At 70.6% G+C, this 22,642-nt stretch carries 22 protein-coding genes and 1 pseudogene; 17 read left to right on the plus strand and 6 right to left on the minus strand.

Going from position 1 to position 22,642, the window contains the following annotated elements; genetic code table 11:
- Positions 1 to 15: 15 nt before the first annotated feature.
- From ACMXN5_RS48130 to ACMXN5_RS48145, 4 genes are all read right to left on the minus strand, one after another.
- On the minus strand, positions 16 to 888 hold the full coding sequence (locus ACMXN5_RS48130; RefSeq protein ID WP_439681218.1) for a DUF4436 family protein: 873 nt from the start codon (positions 886 to 888) through the stop codon (positions 16 to 18).
- The gene (locus ACMXN5_RS48135) at positions 885 to 2,048 is read right to left on the minus strand and encodes an agmatine deiminase family protein (RefSeq protein ID WP_439681219.1); all 1,164 of its coding nucleotides are present in this window, start codon (positions 2,046 to 2,048) and stop codon (positions 885 to 887) included. Before ACMXN5_RS48135 ends, ACMXN5_RS48130 begins: the two co-directional genes overlap by 4 nt.
- A gap of 220 nt (positions 2,049 to 2,268) precedes the next feature.
- Entirely contained in the window at positions 2,269 to 2,814 is a 546-nt protein-coding gene (locus ACMXN5_RS48140; RefSeq protein WP_439681220.1) for an agmatine deiminase family protein, read from the minus strand.
- A gap of 151 nt (positions 2,815 to 2,965) precedes the next feature.
- The gene (locus ACMXN5_RS48145; RefSeq protein WP_439681221.1) at positions 2,966 to 3,550 is read right to left on the minus strand and encodes a TetR/AcrR family transcriptional regulator; all 585 of its coding nucleotides are present in this window, start codon (positions 3,548 to 3,550) and stop codon (positions 2,966 to 2,968) included.
- A 254-nt stretch (positions 3,551 to 3,804) separates the two neighbouring features.
- On the opposite strand from ACMXN5_RS48145, the gene ACMXN5_RS48150 reads away from it, so the two are divergent.
- From ACMXN5_RS48150 to ACMXN5_RS48205, 12 genes are all read left to right on the plus strand, one after another.
- A complete protein-coding gene (locus ACMXN5_RS48150; RefSeq protein ID WP_439681222.1) occupies positions 3,805 to 4,389 on the plus strand; it encodes a TetR/AcrR family transcriptional regulator in 585 nt (194 codons plus the stop codon).
- Between the two features lie 469 nt (positions 4,390 to 4,858).
- Positions 4,859 to 6,016, plus strand: a complete 1,158-nt coding sequence (locus ACMXN5_RS48155; protein ID WP_439681223.1) for an agmatine deiminase family protein — start codon at positions 4,859 to 4,861, stop codon at positions 6,014 to 6,016.
- A 76-nt stretch (positions 6,017 to 6,092) separates the two neighbouring features.
- A complete protein-coding gene (locus ACMXN5_RS48160) occupies positions 6,093 to 7,274 on the plus strand; it encodes an agmatine deiminase family protein (protein ID WP_439681224.1) in 1,182 nt (393 codons plus the stop codon).
- A gap of 85 nt (positions 7,275 to 7,359) precedes the next feature.
- Positions 7,360 to 8,106: an urease subunit gamma gene (ureA, locus tag ACMXN5_RS48165; RefSeq protein WP_439681225.1), complete on the plus strand. Its 747-nt coding sequence runs from the start codon at positions 7,360 to 7,362 to the stop codon at positions 8,104 to 8,106.
- The gene (locus ACMXN5_RS48170) at positions 8,103 to 9,815 is read left to right on the plus strand and encodes an urease subunit alpha (protein ID WP_439681226.1); all 1,713 of its coding nucleotides are present in this window, start codon (positions 8,103 to 8,105) and stop codon (positions 9,813 to 9,815) included. Before ureA ends, ACMXN5_RS48170 begins: the two co-directional genes overlap by 4 nt.
- A 75-nt stretch (positions 9,816 to 9,890) precedes the next feature.
- Positions 9,891 to 10,919, plus strand: coding sequence for an agmatine deiminase family protein (locus ACMXN5_RS48175; protein WP_439681227.1), 1,029 nt, complete (start codon positions 9,891 to 9,893; stop codon positions 10,917 to 10,919).
- Positions 10,916 to 12,571, plus strand: coding sequence for an ABC transporter substrate-binding protein (locus ACMXN5_RS48180; protein WP_439681228.1), 1,656 nt, complete (start codon positions 10,916 to 10,918; stop codon positions 12,569 to 12,571). Before ACMXN5_RS48175 ends, ACMXN5_RS48180 begins: the two co-directional genes overlap by 4 nt.
- Before the next feature lie 5 nt (positions 12,572 to 12,576).
- The gene (locus ACMXN5_RS48185; RefSeq protein ID WP_439681229.1) at positions 12,577 to 13,530 is read left to right on the plus strand and encodes an ABC transporter permease; all 954 of its coding nucleotides are present in this window, start codon (positions 12,577 to 12,579) and stop codon (positions 13,528 to 13,530) included.
- Positions 13,527 to 14,384, plus strand: a complete 858-nt coding sequence (locus tag ACMXN5_RS48190; RefSeq protein WP_439681230.1) for an ABC transporter permease — start codon at positions 13,527 to 13,529, stop codon at positions 14,382 to 14,384. The genes ACMXN5_RS48185 and ACMXN5_RS48190 overlap by 4 nt, the downstream gene beginning before the upstream one ends.
- Positions 14,381 to 15,418 carry an ABC transporter ATP-binding protein gene (locus tag ACMXN5_RS48195; RefSeq protein WP_439681231.1) on the plus strand — a complete coding sequence of 346 codons (1,038 nt, stop codon included), beginning with the start codon at positions 14,381 to 14,383 and terminating at the stop codon, positions 15,416 to 15,418. Before ACMXN5_RS48190 ends, ACMXN5_RS48195 begins: the two co-directional genes overlap by 4 nt.
- Positions 15,411 to 16,229: an ABC transporter ATP-binding protein gene (locus ACMXN5_RS48200; RefSeq protein ID WP_439681232.1), complete on the plus strand. Its 819-nt coding sequence runs from the start codon at positions 15,411 to 15,413 to the stop codon at positions 16,227 to 16,229. The genes ACMXN5_RS48195 and ACMXN5_RS48200 overlap by 8 nt, the downstream gene beginning before the upstream one ends.
- A 283-nt stretch (positions 16,230 to 16,512) precedes the next feature.
- Positions 16,513 to 16,872 carry a cytosine permease gene (locus ACMXN5_RS48205; RefSeq protein WP_439681437.1) on the plus strand — a complete coding sequence of 120 codons (360 nt, stop codon included), beginning with the start codon at positions 16,513 to 16,515 and terminating at the stop codon, positions 16,870 to 16,872.
- Positions 16,873 to 17,140: 268 nt separating this feature from the next.
- Here ACMXN5_RS48205 and ACMXN5_RS48210 read toward each other — a convergent pair whose 3' ends face one another.
- The gene (locus ACMXN5_RS48210) at positions 17,141 to 17,518 is read right to left on the minus strand and encodes an ArsR/SmtB family transcription factor (protein WP_395874137.1); all 378 of its coding nucleotides are present in this window, start codon (positions 17,516 to 17,518) and stop codon (positions 17,141 to 17,143) included.
- 96 nt (positions 17,519 to 17,614) lie between these two features.
- Here ACMXN5_RS48210 and ACMXN5_RS48215 point away from each other — a divergent pair, with 96 nt between their 5' ends.
- The 5 genes and pseudogenes from ACMXN5_RS48215 (at position 17,615) to ACMXN5_RS48235 (ending at position 21,050) form a co-directional block, all read left to right on the plus strand.
- Positions 17,615 to 19,006: an MFS transporter gene (locus ACMXN5_RS48215; RefSeq protein WP_439681233.1), complete on the plus strand. Its 1,392-nt coding sequence runs from the start codon at positions 17,615 to 17,617 to the stop codon at positions 19,004 to 19,006.
- The gene (locus tag ACMXN5_RS48220) at positions 19,003 to 19,584 is read left to right on the plus strand and encodes a pyridoxamine 5'-phosphate oxidase family protein (RefSeq protein WP_439681234.1); all 582 of its coding nucleotides are present in this window, start codon (positions 19,003 to 19,005) and stop codon (positions 19,582 to 19,584) included. The genes ACMXN5_RS48215 and ACMXN5_RS48220 overlap by 4 nt, the downstream gene beginning before the upstream one ends.
- Positions 19,585 to 19,808: 224 nt before the next feature.
- Positions 19,809 to 20,365: pseudogene (locus tag ACMXN5_RS48225) on the plus strand (transposase); the annotation flags it as partial.
- Positions 20,362 to 20,793, plus strand: coding sequence for a type IV toxin-antitoxin system AbiEi family antitoxin domain-containing protein (locus ACMXN5_RS48230; protein WP_439681235.1), 432 nt, complete (start codon positions 20,362 to 20,364; stop codon positions 20,791 to 20,793). The pseudogene ACMXN5_RS48225 and the gene ACMXN5_RS48230, both read left to right, overlap by 4 nt.
- Positions 20,790 to 21,050: a TetR family transcriptional regulator C-terminal domain-containing protein gene (locus ACMXN5_RS48235; RefSeq protein ID WP_439681236.1), complete on the plus strand. Its 261-nt coding sequence runs from the start codon at positions 20,790 to 20,792 to the stop codon at positions 21,048 to 21,050. Before ACMXN5_RS48230 ends, ACMXN5_RS48235 begins: the two co-directional genes overlap by 4 nt.
- A 63-nt stretch (positions 21,051 to 21,113) precedes the next feature.
- Here ACMXN5_RS48235 and ACMXN5_RS48240 read toward each other — a convergent pair whose 3' ends face one another.
- The gene (locus ACMXN5_RS48240; protein WP_439681237.1) at positions 21,114 to 22,568 is read right to left on the minus strand and encodes an MFS transporter; all 1,455 of its coding nucleotides are present in this window, start codon (positions 22,566 to 22,568) and stop codon (positions 21,114 to 21,116) included.
- Positions 22,569 to 22,642 lie beyond the last annotated feature (74 nt).

The following is a 22,642-nucleotide window of genomic DNA, read 5'->3' on the forward strand; positions in this document are numbered from 1 at the left end:
ACGAGGTCGCGGAGTTCAGCTCTTCTCGGCCGTGGCATGGTTTTCCACTGCGGCGCCGACCAGCACCGTGACCGTGAGGGACGCGGCGACGATCGCCTCGGCCCACAGGAAGGCGAGGTAGTCGAGCAGCGAACCGATCGGGGGACTGCCGGGGGCGGTGTTGCGGAACGCCGCCAGGGCGAACAGTGTCGCGGCCATCCAGCCCAGGGCCGGCCAGACCAGGCCGCGACGGCCGACGACCAACGTCCTGGCACCGATGAGGACGGCAATTGCCAGGGCCCACATCGCGACCATCATGAAGACACCGAACAGCAGCACGGTTCCCGAACGTTCGATGCCGACGTCGAAGACCGCCACGCCGTCGTCGGTGCTCGCATCGACGTCGAGGGCGAACAGCGCGTCGCTGTTGCTCAGCGTCATGTTCACCGGGATGGGCTTGCCGCCGGCCTGTGCGGCGAACTCCAGCATGGTCCGGTAGTGGTCGAACGGGTAGTCGGAGACCGACCCTCCGCCGAGCGCGACTTGCAGATCCACGGTGGAAATTCGGGTGTGGGCGGGGAAGTTCAGGTCACCGCGCACCTCCGGTGAGGTCTGTAGGGACAGGCTCACCGCAGGGGCGGGACCGCCGTCCTCGGCCAGGTTCCCGCGCGGTGTGACGAGCAGGCGCAGGACGAGTTCGCGCGCGGCCGCGTCCACGCGCTGCACCGAGGCCCGCACGTCCACCCGGTCGGGCGCCGAACTCGACGCGCGGTAACGGGTGTCCAAGGCCATGCGTTCGCCGACCTGGAGCCAGACGCCTACCACGAGGACCACCCCCAGTGCCAACGCGGCGGCCACCGCGGCCGCGAGGCGGCCTCGGCTCCAGGACGGACGGAATGGCCGTGTCATGCCGGCGGGGTGCCCGGCTGATCGTGCGTCGCGCAGTGGATCCCGCCGCCGCCGGCGGCGATCGCGTCGATCTGCACCATGACGACGTCGCGGGTGGGGAAGTGGTCGCGCAGGATGCCCCGCGCGCGGTCGTCGGCGGCCTTGTCGCCGAAACGCGGCAGGAACACGGCCTTGTTGCCGATGAAGAAGTTGACGTACGAGGACACGAAGTTGTCGTCGGGCGGCGCGGCCATCCGCTCGGGGTCGGGCTGCGGCAGGTCGACGACCCGGATGGGCTTGCCACGCGCGTCGGTGGCGTCCCGCAGGACGGTTCTCGCCTGGTCGGCCGAGCGCGACCACGAGTCGGCGGGCTCGCCGGGGAACGCCTTGTCCAGCAGCACGACGCCCGGTGCGGCGAACCGGGCGAGCGAGTCGACGTGCGCGTCGGTGATGTCCTGGTTGCGAATGCCCTCGAACCAGATGACCTTGGTGATGCCGAGCACCCGCTCGAGTTCGTCCTCGATCTGCTGCCGGGTCCTGCCGGGGTTGCGGTTGTCGTTGACGATCGAGCTCTCGGTGACCATCAGCGTGCCGACGCCGTCCGTTTCGAACGATCCGCCCTCGGCGACGAGCCACGTCCGGTCGAGCGGGATGCCGTACTTGGCCGACACCTCGCGGGCGACCCGCGCATCGTGTTCGTGGGACTGCTTGTCGCCCCACCCGTTGAAGTTGAAGTCGACGCCGTGGACCGTACCGGACTCTTCGACGAACACCGGGACGGTGTCCCGCGCCCACAGGTCGTCGACCTGCATGGGTACGACGTCGACGTCCGCGCCGACCGCTCGCCGCGCGGCGTCCGCCTGGTCGGGGCGGGCGAGCAGCACGACGGGCTCGGTCGCGGCGATGGCGCGGGCGACCCGGGCGATGTCCTCGCGCGCTGCGGGCAGGTCGGCGCCCCAGATACCGGTCGCGGCGGGCCAGGACATGAACGTACGCACATGGCTGTCCCACTCGGCGCCGAACCGGCGGGCCGACACCGCGGCTTCGGGCGCCGTGCCCGTCCCGCCGGACGTCGCGGGCGGGGACGACCCGGGCACGGTCGGGCCGGAGGAGTCCGAGGAGTCGGAGCATGCGGCCGCGCCGAGGGCGAGCGCGCCTGCTCCCGCCAGGGAACGCAACATTGCCCGACGGGGCATCAGGGGCGATTCGGGCACAGGATCCGTCCTTCGATGGCGCGGGTGTTCGGCCGCGGCCGGACCAGAGTGGGCAGGGCATCAACGTAACCGCATATTTGCCGCAAATGTGGACTTTGCGCGCCGGGTATGGCCGTGGCGTGCGGCGAACGAATGAGGCTTCGGGACGACCCGAAGGCGCACCCCGACGGTGCCGCACTCACACGCGTCACGTGGCGGGCTGCTGCCTGGTCGAGCGGTGGAAGCTCCCACCGCCCACAGTCGCGCGGTCCACGTCGAGCTGGATCACCGCACGCCCGGGGAACGCGTCGGCAAGCGCCGCGCGGACCGCGGCGTCGGTGCGCCGGCCGCCGGACTGCGCCGTGACCGGGTGGAGGTTCAGGTACGAGTCGGCCAGGTCGCGATTCGTCGAACGGGTGTCCTGCGGACCTTCCCCGGTGAGCACTTGCAGGCGCCGCCCTTTGACGTCGGCAGGTGTGGACACGATGGCGAGTTGTTCGCGGGCATCACGGACCCAGGCGTCCCTGCGGCCCGCCGGCGGTACCCGCACCATGACGACGCCGGGCTGGAAGAACCGGGAGGTGACAGAGCGCGCAGGGTGCCACTGGGGCGGGAGGGGGATCGGACATGGGAGAGCTCCAACCGGTCGTGCCGCAGCACGGATCGCGGCGTGTGTAGAGAGGGTGCGGGAAAACCGCTCCGCGGCCTGCGGCGGATCCGAGACGGCGAGCGTGGGCTCGTGAGGATGACGCATCGCGAAGCCGGATCACCGTGATCCCACCGTCTCACCTACTGAAATTCAGTCGATTCCTGATGCGAGCATCCAGGTGAAGGCACACCCGGGCCACCGCGCACCCGGAAGCCGTCCTTGCCGGGCAGTCCGGCGAAGCGGCGACCGGGGCGGATCAGGCGGGTGGCCGCGATCCGAGTTCCAGGGCCAGCGCGCTCCGGAGCAGGAAACGAGCCCGATCCAGGGGGAGCGAGCCGGCCAGCCAGCGCTCGCTCAGGCCTTCGACGAGGGCGGTGAGTCGCTCGGCCGCGTCGGCCGGGGCCACGGTCGGGGCGATGTCGCCGCTGTCCTGCCCGCGGCGGATCAGCTCCTGCGCGTCCCGCACCCAGTGCGTGGTGGCTTCGCGCATCTGAAGTGCCAGCTCCGGCACGAAGACGGCGCTCGCCTGGAACTCTCCCCAGGCCGTGCTGTTCTCCCGCACCTCGGGGGTGTCCTGGAGTTCGAGCATCAGCATTTCCTCCAGCCGGCCGCGCGGATCCAGGTCCGGGTCGGCCTCGGACCGCGTGTAGCGCTCGGCGCGCTCGTTGATGAACTCCCAGGTGTGCCGCATGAGCCCCGCCCGGTCGCCGAAGTGGTAGTAGACCAACCCGACGGACACTCCGGCCTCGGCGGCGAGTTCCTCCACCCGCAGGCCGCGCACCCCGCGCCGGGCGATGAGCCCGGCGGCGGCTTCCAGGATCAATGACTGACGGCTCGACACTCGTGCCACCCCATCAGGGCGGCGCGGGGCCACCCATCCGACTGACTGAATATTCAGTCATCATAACCGGACGGGCGCGTCCGTGATCACCGGTCGCCGCCTCGACTCCGCGGGTGGTTTCGGTCCGGTGGCCCGCGACCACAGTTCCGATGAGCGGCCACCGCGGCGATTCCCTCCGCCCATTCGGGTCGCCGCCGCCGCGCAATGGGCGGGGTGTGTGGTGCCCGTGGGGCCGAAGGGTAGGGTGTCGAACCATGGCCGCCGACCGTCGTACCGTGATCATGGAAGCTGCGGCTCGGCTCATCGCCCGCCGCGGGGTGCGGGGTCTGCGCATCGAGGAGTTGGCCGCCGAGGCCGGCGTGTCGAACGGGCTGATCTACTACCACTTCAAGGACCGCGCCGGAGTCCTGCGCGCGAGCTTGGAGTTCATCAACAACCGGGCCGAGCGCTACACCGCCGCCCACGTCGCCGCCGAGCGTCTGACAGACCCGCGGGCCGTGCTGGAGCGGACACTGCTCCTGGAGTTCCAGGACAGCGCCGAAGTCCGCGAGAACAGCACCGCGTGGGGCGAGCTGCGGGCGAGCGCGATGTTCGACACCCTGTTGCGCGCGGACCTCGCCGAGGCCACGCACGTGTGGGACGGCGAGGTCGCCGACCTGATCACGGCGGTGCTGCCGGCCGCGCCCGCGGACCGGGCACTGGAGGCCGCCCAACGGCTCACCGCGCTCCTCGAAGGACTCAGTGGGCGCTGGCTGAGCGAGGGGCTGACGCTCGACCGCGCCCGCACCCTCATACTCGCCGCGATCGATGCCGAGCTGGCCCACCTCGGCCACGCCTGAGAGATTCCCGGTCGTGGGCCGGAGCGCCCTGCGGGCTGCTCGCCCGTACCGGCGACCGCGCCACCGAACCCTTTGATTCACAGGCTCGTTCGCGCCTGATTCACAGGCCCGTTCGCGCTTGATTCACAGGCTCGTTCGCGCCTGATTCACAGGCCCGTTCATGCTTGATTCACAGGCTCGTTCGCGCTTCGTGCGATCACGCCCGTCGGGCGGCCGATCGATGTCGCCGCCGACACCTGCGGTCACCGCGTGCGCCCGCGTGAGGCGCCCGGCCCCACCCGAGATCCGCTGCGGCCGTTTACCCTTCGCGCTATTGACTGACTTTTCAGTCAGTGGAACAGTGTGGGCACGCCGGACCGGGACTCCGGGTGCCATGTGCGCCCCCTACCGCCGGCAATCCCACCATCCGCGAGTTCGTCCATCCGTGCCGCCGAGCGGCGGAGCTACCACCCGACAGGGAGAGTCAGCCATGCATGGAGCGCGCACCACCCCCTCTTGTTCGGCACCGGAGACCGTTGCCGCCGAGCCCTCGCGTCGCCGTGTGCTCGGCGGGGTCCTCTTCGGCGCCGCCGGGCTCGCGGTCGGCGGCCAGGCGTTCCTCGCCCCGGCCGCGCACGCCGCGGCGGCCTTGCGGGTGCCCGCCGACGACGTCGCGCACGTCCGCACCTGGATGGCCTGGCCGACCGGCTCGTCCATCTGGGGCCGCCGGCTGAGCGGCGTCCAGAACGACATCGCCCTGATCGCCAAGACGATCGCGCTTTTCGAGCCGGTGGTCATGTGCGCGCCGGATGCCGCCGCCGCGAGCGCCGCGCGCGCCAAATGCGGCTCGACGGTCACCGTCATCAGCTCGATTCCCGTCGACGACCTGTGGGCCCGCGACACCGCGCCTGTCTTCCGCACCGACGGCCAGGGGGGACGCGACACCGTCGGCCTCGGCTTCAACGGCTGGGGCAACAAGCAGACCCACGCCAAGGACGCCCGCGTCGCCGCCGGCATCGCGGCGTACGACCGACTCGCCTTCACCCGCGCCGGATTCACCGGCGAAGGCGGCGCCGTCGAGACCGACGGCGACGGCACGGTCCTGGCCACCGAGTCCAGCCTGGTCAACAGCAACCGCAACCCCGGCATGACCAGGGCACAGATCGAGCAGGCGGTGCTGGCCGCCTACGGCGCGAGCAAGATGATCTGGGTGCCCGGGATCAAGGGCCGGGACATCACCGACGACCACATCGACGCCACCTCGCGCTTCATCGGCCCCGGCATCGTGATGGTGCAGGTCCCACCCGCGAGCCGCACCGATATCTGGGCGCAGGACGCCCGCAACCAGCTCGCGATCCTGTCCGCCGCCACCGACGCGCGGGGCCGTCGGCTCCGGGTCATCCGCGTCGACGGCCCGGACACCATCCGCTCGACGAACCCGGACTTCGTCGACTCCTACGTCAACTTCCACGTCTGCAACGGCGGCGTGGTCATGTCACAGTTCGGCGACCGCGCCAAGGACGAGGCGGCCCGTCAGGTCGTCGCCGCCGCCTTCCCCGGCCGCCGGGTGGTCCAGCTGGACACCGACCGCATAGGCGGCGGGGGCGGCGGCATCCACTGCTCCACCATGCAGGAACCGGTGGCCTGACCGCCCGCCCCGCCCCATCCCCCTTCGGCGCCTGCCGTTCCCGACGCCCACCGCACGACCCCTCCCGGAGTTCCCCATGTCCGCTGTCCTCCCGTCCCGCCGCGCCGTTGTGCGCGGTCTGCTCGGTGCCGGTGTCGTCGCCCTCGGTGCCGTCGCCTGTACCGCAGACTCCACGTCCGACGCTCCTGGGGAGGGTGCCGGTCGCGGAGCGCCGGGAGGGGGCCCGGAAACGGCCGAAGCCGGATCGCGGAGGTTCGGAGCCGAATGGGACCGGCACGAGCGCACGTTCATGGCCTGGCCCGCCTCGGCCGGGATCTGGGGCGCGGACCTGCCCGCGGTACGCCAGGACATCGCCCGGCTGGCACGAGCCGTCGCGGAGTACGAGCCGGTCGTCGTCCTGGCCGGCGCGGACCAGCAGGCCGCCGCGCAGAACGCCTGCGGGAAGGACGCCGAGGTCCTGGCCGTCCCCGTCGACGACCTGTGGGCACGGGACATCGTCCCGGTGTTCGTCGAGGACGGCGGCACGGTCGCGGGCGTCGATCTCAACTTCAACGGCTGGGGGAACAAGCAGCGGCACGGCAACGATGGCCGGGTCGCGCGCAGCGTCCTCGCGCACTACGGCGTCCCTCGCAACCAGGCACCGCTGGTGGCGGAAGGCGGCTCGTTCGAGACCGACGGCCACGGAACACTGCTGGTCACCGAGAGCTCGGTGGTCAACGACAACCGCAACCCCGGCAAGTCCCGGCAGCAGATCGAGGACGGGCTCAAGCAGACCCTGGGCGTCACCCGGGTCGTCTGGTTCGCGGGCGTCCGCGGCGAGGACATCACCGACGCCCATGTCGACTGCCTGGTCCGTTACGCCGCGTCCGGCGCCGTCCTGCTGGACACCGCGTTCCCCGGCGGCCCCGCGGACTCCTGGTCGCGGGCCGGCGACCAGGCCCGCTCCGTGCTGAAGACCGCAGTCGACGCCCGGGGCAAGCCCTTCGAGGTCGTCGACCTCCCGCAGCCGGACCCGGATCTGATCACCGGACGCGGCGACGCGTTCGTCTCCAGCTACGCGAACTTCTACGTGGCCAACGGCGCGCTGTTCATGCCGCGCTTCGGCGACAAGCGGGCGGACGACCGGGCGCGCCAGATCTTCCGCGACCACTTCCCCGGCCGCGACGTCGTTCCCGTCCCGATCGACGCCATCGCGTCCGGCGGCGGCGGCATCCACTGCGCCACCCACGACCAACCCGCCGTGCCGGCACCCAAGTAGGCCGTCACCGACAGCAGATCCGCTCCATCCGCGCGGGGACGAGCCCGTTGCCCCGTCCGCATGTCACGAACCATCTGGAGACACCGTGCAGTTGACCCCGACCGAGCGCGATCGGCTGCTGCTGTTCACAACAGCCGAGCTGGCGCGCCGTCGCCGGGACGCCGGGTTGCTGCTGAACATGCCCGAGGCGACCGCGCTGATCGCCGACACCGTGTGCGAGGCGGCCCGCGCGGGACACCGGCTCGCGGACGCCGTCAAGGCCGCCCGCTGTGTCCTCGGCCCAGACGACGTGCTGCCCGGCGTCGTCGACCTGGTCACCGAGGTGTACGTGGAAGCCGTCTTCCCCGACGGCACCCGACTTGCCGTGGTGACCGACCCGTTCGGCCATCCCGGCCACGGCGACGCGGCACCCGGCGCGGTGATCCCGGCGACCGGGGCCGCCGCCGGGCCCGAGCCGGTGACCCGGATCACGGTGCGCAACACCGCCTCGGTGCCGGTCAGCGTGACCTCACACTTCCACTTCTTCGAAGCCAACCCGCGCCTCGACTTCGACCGGGCGGCGGCCTACGGCATGCGGCCGGCGGCGCCCGCGGGCGTGTCGACCCGGTTCGACCCCGGCGCCGAGGTCGAAGTCGGCCTCGTACCGATGGGCGGCGCCCGCATCGCGATCGGCTTCGCCGGTCTGGTCGACGGACCGCTGGACGCGCCGGGCGCCAAGGCCGAGGCGCTGCGCCGCGCGGCGGCGTGCGGCTACCTCGGCGCGGCCCCCGACGCGGGCGACGCCCCGGGCGCGACGACGCCGAAGCCCGGCCACGGGAAGGAACTCGCATGAGCGGCAGCCCCCTCGACGCCCGTGAGTACGCGGCCGTGCACGGCCCCCGCGCGGGTGACCGGATCCGCCTGGGCGACTCCGGTCTGGTCGTCCGGGTCGAGTCCGACGCGCAAGCCGCCGGGGACGAGTTCCTCGCGGGTTTCGGCAAGACCGCCCGGGACGGCCTGCATCTCAAGGCCGTGACCGTCCGCGAGACCTGCGACGTGGTGATCAGCAACGTCGTGGTGATCGACGCGTTCCAGGGCATCCGCAAGGTGTCCATCGGCATCCGCGAGGGGCGCATCGCCTCGATCGGGCGGGCCGGAAACCCGGACACCCTCGACGGTGTCGATGTCGTCGTGGGCACCGGCACCGCGATCGTGTCGGGGGAGGGCCTGATCGCCACCGCCGGCGCCATCGACACGCACGTCCATCTGCTCAGCCCGCGGATCATGGAGGCATCGCTCGCGTCGGGCGTGACCACGATCATCGGCCAGGAGTTCGGCCCGCTCTGGGGCGTCGGCGTCAACTCGCCCTGGGCGCTGCGGCACGCCTTCAACTCCTTCGACGCGTGGCCGGTGAACATCGGCTTCCTCGGTCGCGGTTCGGCTTCCGACCCGGCGCCACTCGTCGAAGCGCTCGCGGAAGGCGGCGCCTGCGGGTTCAAGGTCCACGAGGACATGGGAGCACACGCCCGCGCCCTCGACACCGCGCTGCGGGTGGCGGAGGACCACGACGTGCAAGTGGCGCTGCACAGCGACGGGTTGAACGAGTGCCTGTCGGTCGAGGACACCCTCTCCGTGCTCGAAGGGCGCACCATTCACGCCTTCCACATCGAAGGCTGCGGCGGCGGACACGTCCCGAACGTCCTCACGATGGCCGGGGTCGCCAACGTCATCGGCTCGTCCACCAATCCCACACTGCCGTTCGGACGCGACGCCGTGGCCGAGCACTACGGCATGATCGTCTCCGTCCACGGCCTCAAGACCGACCTTCCCGGCGACGCCGCCATGGCGCGCGACCGCATCCGGACCGAGACGATGGGCGCCGAGGACGTCCTGCACGACCTGGGCGTCATCGGCATCACGTCGTCGGACGCCCAGGGCATGGGCCGCGCGGGCGAGACCGTGCGCCGTACCTTCGCGCTCGCCGGGAAGATGAAGCACGAGTTCGGCCCGGCGGACGGGGACGGCCCGCACGACGACAACGCGCGCGTGCTCCGCTACATCGCCAAGCTCACCATCAACCCGGCCATCGCGCACGGACTCTCCCACGAGGTCGGGTCGCTCGAGGTCGGCAAGCTGGCGGACATCGTGCTGTGGCGCCCGGCGACGTTCGGGGCCAAGCCGCAGATGGTCCTCAAGTCCGGATTCCCGGCCTACGGCGTCACCGGCGACCCGAACGCCGCCACGGACAACTGTCAACCGCTGGTGATGGGTCCGTTGTTCGGCGGACACGGCGCGACACCCGCCGACCTGTCCGTGGCCTTCGTCAGCCGAGCCGCCGCGGAAGCCGGGTCGGCCGGCCGGCCGTACGACGGCATGACCACCCGCCGCCGCCGGGTCGCCGTCCGCGGCACCCGGGGCATCGGCCCCGCCGACATGGTGCACAACGCGCGCACCGGCCAGGTGCGGGTGGACGCCCGCACCGGCCTGGTGACCCTCGACGGTGCCGCGCTGCACTCCGAACCCTCAGACGAAGTCCCCCTCAACCGCCTGTACTTCCTCTGAAATCCCGGGGCAGGCCCGGCACCCGTCCGCCTGCACCGCACCACACCTCACCGCGCACGACGAAACGAGAAACCCATGACGTACCGAATGCCGGCCGAGTGGACCCCTCACGACGGCTGCCTCATGGCCTGGCCCACCCGGCCCGACCTGTGGGGCGACATGTTCGACCACGCCAAGCACGAGTACGCCGCCGTCGCCCGCGCCATCGCCGAGTTCGAGCCCGTCACCATGGTCACCGTCCCCGGTGCCGCCGAGGACGCCCGCGCACTGTGCGGCGACGGCATCCGGATCATCGAACTGCCCATCGACGACTCGTGGTTCCGCGACTCCGGCCCGATCTTCGTGCTCGACGAAGCCGGCTCGCGGGCGGGCGTCGACTTCCGCTTCAACGCGTGGGGCGGCAAGCACCATCCGTGGGACGCCGACGACAGGATCGCCGCGGCCCTGATCGACGCGCTCGGCGACCCGCGGATCGACTCGCGGATGATCCTCGAAGGCGGCGCCATCACCGTCGACGGCGAGGGCACACTCATCACCACCGAGCAGTGCCTGCTGCACCCCAACCGCAACCCGGGAATGACGCGCGCCGAGATCGAGGCCGAGCTCGAGGCACGCCTGGGCGTCACCAAGATCATCTGGCTGCCCTACGGCGGGTTTCTGGACACCGAGACCGACGGACACGTCGACGGCGTCTGCGCGTTCACCGCCCCCGGCAAGGTCATCGTGCAACTGCCCGCCGACCCGGCACACCCCGACTACGCGCGCATGCGCGCCAACCGTGCGGTACTGGAGGCCTCCACCGACGCGCAGGGACGCCCGTTCGAGATCGTCGACGTCCCCCAGACGGCGTTCGTCGCGTGGGGCGGCAGCGACACCGAGGTCTGCTACCTCAACTTCTACATCGCCAACGGCGGCGTGATCGTGCCGATCGCCGACCACCCCGAGGACGCGGGCGCGCTCGCGATCGTCCAGTCCGCCTTCCCCGACCGCAAGGTCGTCGGCGTCCCGACCCGCACCGTGGCGTTCGGCGGCGGCGGCGTCCACTGCATCACCCAGCAGATCCCCGCAGCGCACCCGACGACCACCGAAGGGAACCTCCGATGACGAGACCCGGGCCCACCCCCCTCGGACGGGCGCGACGGGCCGCGCCGCCCGCGGTCGCCGCCGTGGCCGCCCTCGCCATGGTCGCGGCCTGCTCCGGACCGCCCAAGCACGACCCGGCCCGACAGGCCGCGAACTACCGGCTCTCCCCCGGTACCCCGCCGGCCAAGGGGAACATCGACTCGTTCCGCTGGGCGCTGTACGCCGAACCGCTCTCCCTGGACTACATCACCGCGTTCGACTACCCGCAGAACACGGTGCTGTCCAACGTCTGCGAGAGTCTGATGCGCTGGACGCCGCAACTGACCCTGGCACCGGGCCTGGCCGAGAAGGCGGCCAATCCCGATCCCACCACGTGGGTCTACGACCTGCGGCCCGGGGTGAAGTTCCACGACGGGTCGGTGATGACCGCCGACGACGTCGTCTATAGTCTCGGCCGCCAGATGAACCCCGACCTGGGCGCCGCGTGGGCCGAGTCGTTCGAGAACGTCGACACCATCACCGCGACCGGACCGCTCCAGGTGAGCGTCAAACTCAAGCAGGCCGACTCCCTCTTCCCCCAACTGATGGCCACCGCGGCCGGCGTCGTGGCGAGCAGGAAGGGCGTCGAGGCCGCCGGCAAGGACTACGGCACCACCGGCGGCCTCGACTGCACCGGCCCGTACAAACTCGGCGACTGGGCCAAGGGCCAATCCCTCGAACTCGAACGCTTCGACGACTACTGGGGCGGCAAGGCCAAGGCCAAGCACGTCGAGTTCAAGTTCCTCACCGACGCGTCGGCGCGCACCAACGCGATGCTCGGCGGCGAGGTCGACGGCGGCTTCCTCATACCGAGCGAGAGCTACGAGCGGCTGCGTACCAGCGGCACGGGCACCCTGTACTTCGGCGAGGGCCTGAGCACCCTCAACGTCAACGTCACCAGTATGAAGGGCACCCTCTCCGACGTCCGGGTGCGCAGGGCCCTGTCAATGGCCCTGGACCGGCCCGGGATCGTCAAGACCGCGCTCGCGGGCAACGGGACACCCACCGCCTCCCTCACCCCGCGCGCCGCCTGGGCCGGTGCCCCGGGCGACGCGAAGTCCGCCGCGTTCGACCGCCTGCCGTCGAGCACGCAGGACATCGAGCAGGCGAAGAAGCTCGTCGAGGAGGCCGGTGCCAAGGGCAAGACGGTCACCGTCGCCACCAGCCCGATCGGCCAGGACGTCTCCCTCGTCGCCACCGCGATCCAGGACGCCGGCACCAGGATCGGCCTCAAGGTCGAGTTGAAGACCATCGCCCCGGACGCGTTCTCGGCGCTGTTCACCGACCCCAAGGCCCGCGAGGGCATCGACATGTTTCCGGAGACGTACTACCTGTCCGTCACCGACCCGGTCGACCTCTTGCGCAACTTCCGCACCGGCGGCTACCAGAACCACGCCGGCTACGGCGACCCCGAATTCGACGCGCTCGTCGCGAAGATCACCGACACCTACGACCCGGCGCAGCGCTTCGCGCTGGAGGCGAAACTCCAGCAGAAGGCCGCGGACGAGGTGCTGTGGCTGCCCATCGCCGAGTGGCCGTCCACGGTCTTTTTGAACAAGAAGATCACCGGCGCGCCGACGACCATCGCGTACATGTACTACCCGTGGGCGGCGGATGTGGGGGCCGCGGGGTGAACTTCGTGAGATTCGCCGTCCGGCGGCTGCTGGAGATGGCCGCCACCTTGCTCGGCGCTTCGTTCGTGGTCTTCGGCGCGATGTACCTCGCGCCGGGCAATCCGGCGAGTTTCCTGCTGGGAGGGCGGTCGGCGTCCCCGGCCGCCCTCGCGGCGATCGACAGGCAGTACCACCTGAACGACCCGTTCATCGAGCAGTACGCGCGCTGGCTCGGGAACATCCTGCACGGCGACTTCGGCCGTTCGATCGAGTACCGCACCGACGTGTCCCACCTGCTGTCCTCGCGCCTGCCCACCACCCTGCTGCTGGTCGGCATGGCCCTGGTCGTCGTCGTGGTGCTCGGGCTCGCCCTCGGCTGGGCCGGTGCCGTGCGCGGCGGCGCGACCGACTCGGCGATCCTCGTCGGCACCACGTTCGCGATCGGCACCCCGGCGTTCGTCGCGGCGATCCTGCTCCAGGGCTTCCTCGCGGTCGAACTCGGCTGGTTCCCCTCCGGCGGGAGCGGCAGCGGCGACGGATTCGGCGCCATGCTGTGGCACCTGACGTTGCCGGCCGTCGCGCTCGCGCTGTACCTGGTCGGGATGCTCGCCCGGGTGACCCGCAGCGCCATGCTCGAGCAACTGGGCTCCGAACACGTCGCGGTCGCCCGAAGCCGCGGCATCCCGGAACGGCACGTCGTCAGCCGTCACGTCTTCCGCAACGCCCTGGGCGCGGTGCTGACCACCGGCGGGCTCATCGTCTCCAGCCTGCTGGTGTGCACCGTCCTCGTCGAGACCGCGTTCAGCGTCGGCGGCGTCGGCCAACTTCTCGAACTCTCGTCCACGACCAAAGACTTCCCCGTCGTCCAGGCCATCTCCCTCATCATCGTCGGGCTGTTCATGACCGTGAACCTGATCATCGATCTCCTGCTGCCCGTCGTCGACCCGCGCATCACCCTGGGAACGAGGGCCACCGCATGAGCACGACCCTCGTACGCCGCCCCGGACTCGCGCGGATCCGCGCCACCGGCCACAGCCCCCTGTACCTGGTGAGCGCCGCCTTCGTCGGCCTCGTCGTGGCGGTCGCCCTGATCGCGCCGTGGATCGCCCCGCACGACCCCAACACGGTGGAACTGGGCAACGCTCTCGCGGCACCGTCCCGCGACCATCCGCTCGGCGTCGACGCGGCCGGACGCGACACCCTCTCCCGGCTCGTGGAGGGCGCCCGCACCTCGCTACTCGGCCCGCTCGGGGTCGTGGTGTTCTCCACCATCGCGGGCGGAGCCGTCGGCGTCGTGGCCGGGTGGCGCGGCGGATGGCTGGACTCGCTCCTGTCCCGCACCACCGAACTGACGCTGGCCTTCCCGGGATTGCTCCTCGCCATCCTGTTCACGTCGGTATACGGAGAGGGCCTTCTCGCCCCGGTGGTCGCGCTGTCGATCGCGTACCTGCCCTATGTCGCCCGGCTGGCCCGCTCCCTCGTCCTCGCCGAACGCGAACGCCCTTACGTGGCCGCATATCGCGTCCAGGGCCACTCGGCCACCGACGTCTGCCTGCGGCACATGGTCCCCAACATCGCCCCCGTCGTCCTGGCCCAATGCACCGTCAACTTCGGCTACGCCCTCATCGACCTGGCCGGCCTGTCCTTCCTCGGCCTGGGCGTACCCGCCCTCACCCCGGACTGGGGACGCATGGTCTTCGACGGCAAATCCGCGATCCAGAGCGGCTACCCGCTGTCCGCGATCATCCCCTGCCTGGTGATCATCCTGACCGTCGTCGCGTTCAACGTGGTCGGCGAACGCTGGGCCGACAAGGTCGCCGGGAGGAACCGATGAACATCACGAAGCACGACCCGGCGGGCAAGGCGCCGTCCGCGGCCCATGAGGTTTCCCACGCCGCGCTGGACATCCGCGGCCTTCGCATGCGCCTGCCGCGCACCGCCCGACCGGTCCTGGACGGCGTCGACCTGACTGTCGGCAGCGGTGAGACCGTGGCCCTGGTGGGCGAATCCGGCTCCGGCAAGACACTCACCTCGCGCACCGTCCTGCGCCTCCTGCCCGCCGGCACCACCACCGAGGGCACCGTGCACGTGGCAGGCGACGACGTCCTGACCATGAACGCCCGACAACTGCGCCATCTGCGCACCCGGACCGCGGCCATGATCTTCCAGGACCCACGCACCGCCATCAACCCGCTGCGCCGCATCGGCGACTTCCTCACCGAGAGCGTACGGCTCAACAAGATCATGTCTGCGGCCGCCGCGGAAGCCCGCGCCGGCGAACTCCTCGAAGCCGTCGGACTGACCACCGACGTGCTGCGCCGATACCCCGGCCAGCTCTCCGGCGGCATGCTCCAACGAGTGATGATCGCCGCCGCCCTCATGGGCGACCCGACCCTGCTGCTGGCCGACGAACCGACCACCGCACTGGACGTGACCACGCAGGCCGAAGTCGTCGCCCTCCTCGGTGACCTGCGCGCCCGCTTCGGCACCGGACTGCTGTTCGTCACCCACGACCTGGGCCTCGCGGCAGCCATCAGCGACCGCGTCTACGTCATGTACGCGGGCCGCATCGCCGAAACCGGGCCCGCCGCATCGGTGTTCGCCCGACCCCGCCACCCCTACACCAAAGCCCTACTGGACTCCACCCCGAGCCTGGACGCCCCACAGGGCCGACTCGCCGCCATCGACGGCCAACCCCCGGACCTACGCCGGGAACTGGTCGGCTGCCCCTTCGCACCACGCTGCGCCCACGCCACCGACCTGTGCACCACCGAGTCCCCCCGAAGCATGCCCGCGCGCGGCGAACCCGCACACACCGCCGGCTGCCACCACAGCGACCGTCTCGAAGGGACGCCCGGCAATGCCTGACCCCCTCCTCGAAGTCCGCGGACTGTGCCGGACGTTCGGCGACGTACGAGCCGTCGACGACGTCACCTTCACCCTGCCGGACGGCGGCTCGCTCGGCATCGTCGGCGAGTCCGGCTCCGGGAAGACCACGACTGCCCGCATCGTCGTGGGACTGGACCGCGCCGACGCCGGGCACGTCCGCGTCCGCGGACAGGACCGGACGACGCAACCCCGAGGCCGCGCAGAACGCCTCGCCCGCGCCCGCCAGATCCAAATGGTCTTCCAGGACCCCTACCTCTCGCTCGACCCGCGCACCAGCGCCGAGGCCGTGCTCCGAGAGACGCTCAAACTGCACCGGCCCGGCACCGATCCGACACCACGGATCCGCGAACTCCTCGACCAGGTGGGCCTGGGCACCCGCGCCGCCGACGCGCTTCCCCGCGAACTGTCCGGCGGACAGCGGCAACGTGTCGCCATCGCTCGGGCCCTCGCGGTCGAGCCCGCCATCCTCGTCCTCGACGAGGCCGTCGCAGCGCTCGACGTGTCCGTACAGGCGCAGATCCTCAACCTTCTCGCCGAGATCCGCGACGAGACCCGCATCGGCTACCTGTTCATCACCCACGACCTCGGCGTGGTCCGATGCGTCACCGACGACGTCATCGTCATGCGCCGCGGCCGGGTCGTCGAATCCGGCCGCACCGCCGACGTCCTGGCCCTGCCGAACCACGCCTACACCCGACTGCTCATGGACTCCGTGCCTCGACCGGGCTGGGACCCACACGCCATCGGCGCCGCACGGCGCGCGCTGCGGAGCGACGACACGACGGCATGACGCGGCACTGCCCATCCACCACGGGGGATTCGGGATCCGAGGGTCGGCCGGCCGCCGCGCGGTAACCCTCGGCGTTTGCGCCCGACTCGCCGTCGGTGAGCAGCGCCGGCACCTCCGAGGTTCGGCACACCGCTGTCACAGGCACCGGACGCACGACCCGGCGCGATTCCCGCACACCCCCTTCGTCCCCGCGTCCTGGGAGTTCGGCCATGACCGAAACCGCGCAGCCCCAGGAAGCCCCACCCGTCGAACCGGTCCGGCCGTCGGGATCGAGCAGCGATCCATCGACTGGGTTCCCGGCAACGAACGCCACGGCAAGGTCTCCACGCTGGGCGCGATCTGGTTCGTCACCAACGTCAACCTGACCGGACTGGCCACCGGCGTGGCCACCCTCGCCGTCGGCGCAGGCCTGTTCTGGACGCTGGTGGCCACCGTCGTCGGCTCGGCGTTCGGCACGTTCTTCGTGGCGTTCCCCTCGGCGCAGGGGCCGCACCTGGGACTGCCCCAACTCGTCGTCGGAAATACCTCCGCGAGACGCGGCCCTACCGGTGCGATCATGACCGGCGATCTGTCGAGCAGTGCGCGTACCCACCGCCGAGGGTTAAACGACAAGCTCACCTGTTGGCTCCACCGATCGGCGTGAGGTGGCCCGCGTCGACGGCGAGGCGGCTTTCGATCTCGCGGTCGGGATCGTGGAGCGCTCGTACGTCTGTCGGGTGTCCATGGTCCGAATCTGCGTCGACCGATTCGGTTTCGCCGGCGACGGACTGGGTGTGACGCAGGCGATGGTCGGCCTCGGGCGCGTCGGTCAGGATCGCCGAGGCCGATTCTCGCGAAGGTCCCTCGTGAGGCACACCGCCGAGGCAGCCCTCGCCCCCCTGGGGTGACGGTCGGATCGGCCGCTCGGGTGGTCAGCTCGCCGGCCGTCGCGACGAATCCGCCGACAGCGGTTTCTGGTCGGCCCCGGGGCTGGGGGGTGTTGCTCCCAGGACGGCAGCCAAAAGCCCCGGGAAGCGGTGCTCGAGCTCGGCTCGACGCAGGTGGCTGGGACGGGAGGTGCCGTCGATGCGGGTCGAGACCACGCCGCTCTCGCGCAGGATGCGCACATGGTGTGACGCCGTTGAAACCTTGACCGGTACGTCGAGCGAGCTACATGTGGCCTCGCCCACGATGTCGAGTTCGCGCACGATGCGGAGTCGGATGGGGTCGGAAAGCGCCTGAAGGACGGTGGCGATGTCGACCCGAGCGAGGTCGGGTTGCGGCAGCAGCGTGTGTGTGGGCGTATGCACGTCTTCGACTCCCTGGAGATCCGGCCTATTACGATGTTCATCGGAATAGAGTTACGATGCTCGTCGTAGCTTACGATGGCTGTCGAAGGAGTGCATGTGTCCAGCCCACATACCCCGCACCTGCCGCCGCACGCGACCGCGGCCACAGGGCCCGACGTCCCCGTCACCCGAACGTCCCGACCGAACCCGTCCGCCGACCGGATCGAACCCGACATCGCGCAGGCCCCGGGCAGCGATCACGCCTGGCGTCGGCACGCCGCAGTCCTTGCGATCGGCACATTCGTGATGGGAACCGACGCATTCGTCATCTCCGGCGTCCTGCCCGATATCGCCGACTCACTCCACGTAGGGATCGGCGCGGCCGGACAACTGGTCACCGTGTTCTCCATCGCCTACGCGCTGCTCACCCCCGTGCTCACCGCGCTGACGACACGCTGGTCGGGACGGACCGTACTCGTGACCGCCCTCATCATCTTCGCGATCGGCAACGTGGCCACGGCCGTCGTACCCGGCTACTGGGCTGTTCTCGTCACACGCGTGGTCGCGGCGGCGGGCGCGGGACTGTTCACCGCGAACGCCAGCGCCACCGCCTCGACTCTCGCCGGACCCGCACATCGCGGCAAGGCCATCTCACTCGTCATGCTCGGCATCACCCTGTCGCTCGTCCTGGGTGCGCCGCTGGGAACCGTGCTGGGCAACGCAATGGGTTGGCGCGCCACGATGTGGTGCGTGGCGGCTCTCGGGCTCCTGGTCGCACCCGTCCTGTTGTTCTGCCTCCCGAACATCGATCGTGTCACCACCCGCACCGGACTGCGGGGCGGCTTCAAGCCGCTGCGTTCGCAAGGTGTACGGCAGCAATTGACCATCACCGTGCTCGCCTTCACCGGCATCTACATCCCGTACACCTACCTGAGCGCCATCTTCGAACCCGCCACCGGCGGCGGAGAGGGCGGCGAACTGGCTCTGCTGGTACTGGCGTTCGGAATCGCGGGGACAATCGGAAACCTGATGGCCGGACATCTCGCGGACCGTCGCGGCGCCCGCCGAGCCGTGCTCGGCGGGCTGTCCGCCATCGTCGCGGTCTTCCTCGTCCTGCCCGCGCTGCGCGGATCGATGGCCCTCGCGGTTCCCGCGGCGGCCCTGACCGGACTGGTCTCCCTCGCGATCACCACGCCGCAACAGCAACAGCTCATCGCTGGATGGTCCGGCCCGACCATGCTCGTCACCTCCCTCTACCAATCGTCGCTGTACGCGGCTGTCGCGCTCGCCGGAGCCGTGGGCGCGGGCGGACTCGCGGTGATCGGCTCCCTCGGCCTGGCCCCGTTTGCCGCCGCCTTCGTACTGCTCGCCGCAGCGTTGTCCTGGCACTGGGGACGCGAACGAAACGCTCCCAAGACGGACGACGATCACACCGCGCACCACGTCGCACCCTCCCACCACGCCGCGTACGCGACCGACCTCCCCCGCAAAGGAAGGCAGAAGTCATGACCCGCTACGCCCAAGTCGCCTACACCGAATCCGTCCGACAGGCCCAACGCGGACACGCCAGTCCCGTTGCCGATCGCCACCCGACCGGCCATCCGGACCATCGACCCGATCCGCTCACCGTGTTCGAAGCCGCCTTCATCGGCGAAAGCGACGGCTTCTACCTGGGAAGCGTCGGCGACACAGGATGGCCGTACATCCAGTACCGGGGAGGACCGGCGGGTTTCGTGCACGTCCTCGACACACACACCCTCGCCTACGCCGACGTTCGGGGAAACCGGCAGTACATCACCACGGGGAACATCGGCGCCGACGATCGCGTGGCGCTGTTCTTCATGGACTATGCCAGCCGCGCACGACTGAAACTGTTCGGCCACGCCACTGCTCACGACCCGACACAAAACCCCGACCTGGCTGTTCGACTCGGCGTGATCCGCACCCCGGGGAGCGTGGAGCGCCTGATCGTCATCGACGTCGAGGGCTTCAACTGGAACTGCTCCCAACACATCACCCCCCGCTGGACCGAGGCTCAACTCGCCGACACGATGCCTCGACCGGACGAAGCCACGGAACCGGCCTGAGACCGAAGCGTGCGCCCGGGGCCGGCACAGGCACACCGATGCTCATCGGCCGGCCCGGGCTCCACGCTTGCCACAGGGAGTCGCCACCGGCTGCGACCCGCAATCGCCAAAGGGCGCGCTGGTGCGGGAAATTAGCTTCCCGGTTGTGCAGGAGGTGTTGATTAGCTGGTCAGGGCGGGTCGCGGGGTTGAGAGGACGTTAAGTCCCGTTCCTGCTGATGTGGTGTCGAGGACCCGTCCCTGGTGATCATCGACACCCGGTCCGTCCGTGTGGCGGCCGGGGTGCCGAAGGAGACGACGGGCCTGGACGCGAACAAGAAGACGCCCGGCAGGAAGCGGGGACTCGCCGTCGACGTGCTGGGCCTGATCATCGGTGTGGTGATCCTCGCGCGAGCGCGCACGACAACGAGGCCGGCATCGCCCTGCTGGACCAGGCGGCCGAACGATGCGGGATGCGCCTGGAAAAGGTCCTGGTCGACCGGGGATTCAAAGCTGCCGTGATCGTCCACGGGGCGGTGAAGGACATCACCGTCGAGGTGGTCCGACGCAACCCCCGACGACGCAGGCAAGGGCTTCGTCCCGCAACCGAAGCGGTGGGTGGTCGAGCAGGTCAACGGCACCCTCATGCTGCAGCGGCGCCTCGCCCGCGACTACGACCACCGACCCGACAACGCGGCCTCCCGCGTTTACCGGGCCTCCACCGCCGGCATGCTCCGACGCCGCTCCGACGCCTCACCGCCCCTACCCCCACTTGGCGGGACGACGTGGATCTGGCAGCGTGAACGTCGCTGAACTCCTGCGGCTGCTGCAGACGCAACACCACGAGACCGCCGCACACGCCGACAACCTGGGCGAGCAGACCGAGCGGCTCACCGCCGCCCTCGCCGAGACCGAAGCCCGCCTGGACGAGTTTTGCCGCCACCCGCAGGGTCATCGACGGCCTCACCCCTCCCGACCACGCAACGACCCCTGCGGAGACCGCCACCGCCACCGCCAGCGCATCGTGACCACGTTCGACGAGCACCCCGGCGAGGTGTTCCGCGTCCGCGATCTGCACGAGCGCCTCGGCCTACCCACCGACGAGCCCTCGATCAACGTCACCCGCTCCCGCCTGGGACGACTCGTCCGCCAAGGGCTCCTCGAACAACCCGGACGCGGCCGCTATCAGAAACGGACTCAACGCCCTCTGAGGACACCGGGCGCATCATGATCCACGCCTGGAGCGAATCGTTGCGCGACTCGGGACTGGGCGATGTCCTCGCGCGACCACAAACCGACATGTTGAGTGAACTCACGCAACTGGCACGGCAGTTCGCCGTGAACGGCCATCCTCCTTCCGGCGCCGATCCGACCGCCGCAGGGCGCACTCTCCTGTCGATGATCCAGGGCTACGTCGTACAGCACCACGTTTCGGGCGACCTGACTCCGGAACGCTATCTGGAGGGTCTGCGTGGGATCTTCCGGTGACCGCGCCCGCCCCGGGTTGACAAGCACGGCGCCCCGTTTCAGCGGGCCCCCCGGTACCCGTTTTCACTCGCGACGGCCCGACGCCGACGTCGAGCGGGCGACGGGCCGCTCGGGCGCGCGGCCGGGGCCGGAAGGTGCTGCCTCGGCGCGACCGGGGTGTCGAAGACGCGTCGCCAGAACGAGGCAGGCGCAGACCGCGGACATGGCCGCGGAGACCCACAGTGCGGCGTCGGCCCCCTCGGCCGCGTCCGCGCTCCCGGTTGACACCGTGACGACGATGGCCACACCGAGGGCGGAACCGATGTACCGCGCCGTGTTGTTGGCGCCGGAGCCCATGCTGGTGCGATCCGGCGGCACCGTCGCGACGGCCTGGCCGGCGAGCGTCGCGTTCATCACGCCGCTGCTGATGCCTGCGATGAACAGACCGGGCAACAGACGGGGCCAGGAATCGGCCCCACAGGCCCCCAGCATGGCCAGGGCACCCACCGCGGCCATCACCAACGCGATGGTGATGCGACTGCCCGGTGACACGCGTCCGGCCAAACGTCGAGCGGCGAGCGCGACGACGAAGGAGGTGCCGGCCCACGCCGTGTAGATCTCCGCCGTGTGCAGGGGGCTGAGACCCATCGTGGTCTGGAGCAGGGTCGGCAGGTAGCTCATCAGGGCGATCGTTCCCAATCCGTTCGCGAACGCCCCGGTGGTGGCCGCGACGAAGGCGCGATCGGCGAACAGCGCCATGTCCAGCATCGGCTCGCGTCGGCGGTTCTCCACCACCACGAACAGGATCAGCATCACCGCGGTGGCCGCGCCGAGCCATCCTGTCTCGGGGCGTGTCCAGCCCTCGCGACCGAACGTCAGCGTCGTGATCAGGAGCGCCACCCCGGCGGTCAACGTGATCATGCCCCAGAGGTCGACCCTGCGCGGCCGTTGCGCTCGTGACTCCGACATGCGGACGACGGCCGCGACCGCCAGGACCGCCGAGCTCGCGGCCAGGCCGACGTAGAACAGTCGCCAGTCGCCGAGTGCCTCGGCCAGGGCGGACGCCAGCGGCCCGAGGGCGATACCCGCACCGAGCATCGCCCCCCAGATACCGGTCGCCCGGGTGCGGGCCCGGGCATCCGGGTGGGCGTTGGCGAGTGCGCCGAGTCCGGCTGCGATGACGGCGGCGGTCGCGGTGCCTTGGGCGAACCTGCCCAGGACGAAGAGTCCCGTCGAAGGAGCTGCGGCGCACACCAGTGACGCCGCGGCCAACGCGACGAGCCCCGCGCTGAAGACCCTACGACGGCCGAAGTTGTCCGCCAGGCTGCCCGAAGTGAGCAAAGTGGCGGCCAGCCCCACAGCTATGCCGTTGAGGATCCAGGTCTTGCCGGCGGCACTGCTGTCGAAAGACGCCGCCATGTCCGGCAGCACGGCCATCGGAGCGGTGTAGTTCATCAAGGCGAGAAGCGTCGCGGCGCAGGTCACGAACGCAGTGGCGTCGCGGCCTCGCACGTCCGGCCTCACCTCGCGTGATGGCATCGGCACAGTGGCCTCCGGATTCGTTCGTGCGTGGCGAGCGGGGTGGATCCCTCGACTCGCCCGACCCCGAGGGC

Origin of the sequence: Embleya australiensis (assembly GCF_051903075.1) — a bacterium.
GTDB lineage: Bacteria > Actinomycetota > Actinomycetes > Streptomycetales > Streptomycetaceae > Embleya.

Excerpts from the sequence above, each read along its gene's own strand:
- ACMXN5_RS48130 (WP_439681218.1), bottom strand. The coding sequence starts at position 888 with ATGACACGGCCATTCCGTCCGTCCTGGAGCCGAGGCCGCCTCGCGGCC.
- ACMXN5_RS48135 (WP_439681219.1), bottom strand. The coding sequence starts at position 2,048 with ATGTTGCGTTCCCTGGCGGGAGCAGGCGCGCTCGCCCTCGGCGCGGCC.
- ACMXN5_RS48140 (WP_439681220.1), bottom strand. The coding sequence starts at position 2,814 with ATGCGTCATCCTCACGAGCCCACGCTCGCCGTCTCGGATCCGCCGCAG.
- ACMXN5_RS48150 (WP_439681222.1), top strand. The coding sequence starts at position 3,805 with ATGGCCGCCGACCGTCGTACCGTGATCATGGAAGCTGCGGCTCGGCTC.
- ACMXN5_RS48155 (WP_439681223.1), top strand. The coding sequence starts at position 4,859 with ATGCATGGAGCGCGCACCACCCCCTCTTGTTCGGCACCGGAGACCGTT.
- ACMXN5_RS48160 (WP_439681224.1), top strand. The coding sequence starts at position 6,093 with ATGTCCGCTGTCCTCCCGTCCCGCCGCGCCGTTGTGCGCGGTCTGCTC.
- ACMXN5_RS48170 (WP_439681226.1), top strand. The coding sequence starts at position 8,103 with ATGAGCGGCAGCCCCCTCGACGCCCGTGAGTACGCGGCCGTGCACGGC.
- ACMXN5_RS48175 (WP_439681227.1), top strand. The coding sequence starts at position 9,891 with ATGACGTACCGAATGCCGGCCGAGTGGACCCCTCACGACGGCTGCCTC.
- ACMXN5_RS48180 (WP_439681228.1), top strand. The coding sequence starts at position 10,916 with ATGACGAGACCCGGGCCCACCCCCCTCGGACGGGCGCGACGGGCCGCG.
- ACMXN5_RS48190 (WP_439681230.1), top strand. The coding sequence starts at position 13,527 with ATGAGCACGACCCTCGTACGCCGCCCCGGACTCGCGCGGATCCGCGCC.
- ACMXN5_RS48195 (WP_439681231.1), top strand. The coding sequence starts at position 14,381 with ATGAACATCACGAAGCACGACCCGGCGGGCAAGGCGCCGTCCGCGGCC.
- ACMXN5_RS48200 (WP_439681232.1), top strand. The coding sequence starts at position 15,411 with ATGCCTGACCCCCTCCTCGAAGTCCGCGGACTGTGCCGGACGTTCGGC.
- ACMXN5_RS48220 (WP_439681234.1), top strand. The coding sequence starts at position 19,003 with ATGACCCGCTACGCCCAAGTCGCCTACACCGAATCCGTCCGACAGGCC.
- ACMXN5_RS48235 (WP_439681236.1), top strand. The coding sequence starts at position 20,790 with ATGATCCACGCCTGGAGCGAATCGTTGCGCGACTCGGGACTGGGCGAT.
- ACMXN5_RS48240 (WP_439681237.1), bottom strand. The coding sequence starts at position 22,568 with ATGCCATCACGCGAGGTGAGGCCGGACGTGCGAGGCCGCGACGCCACT.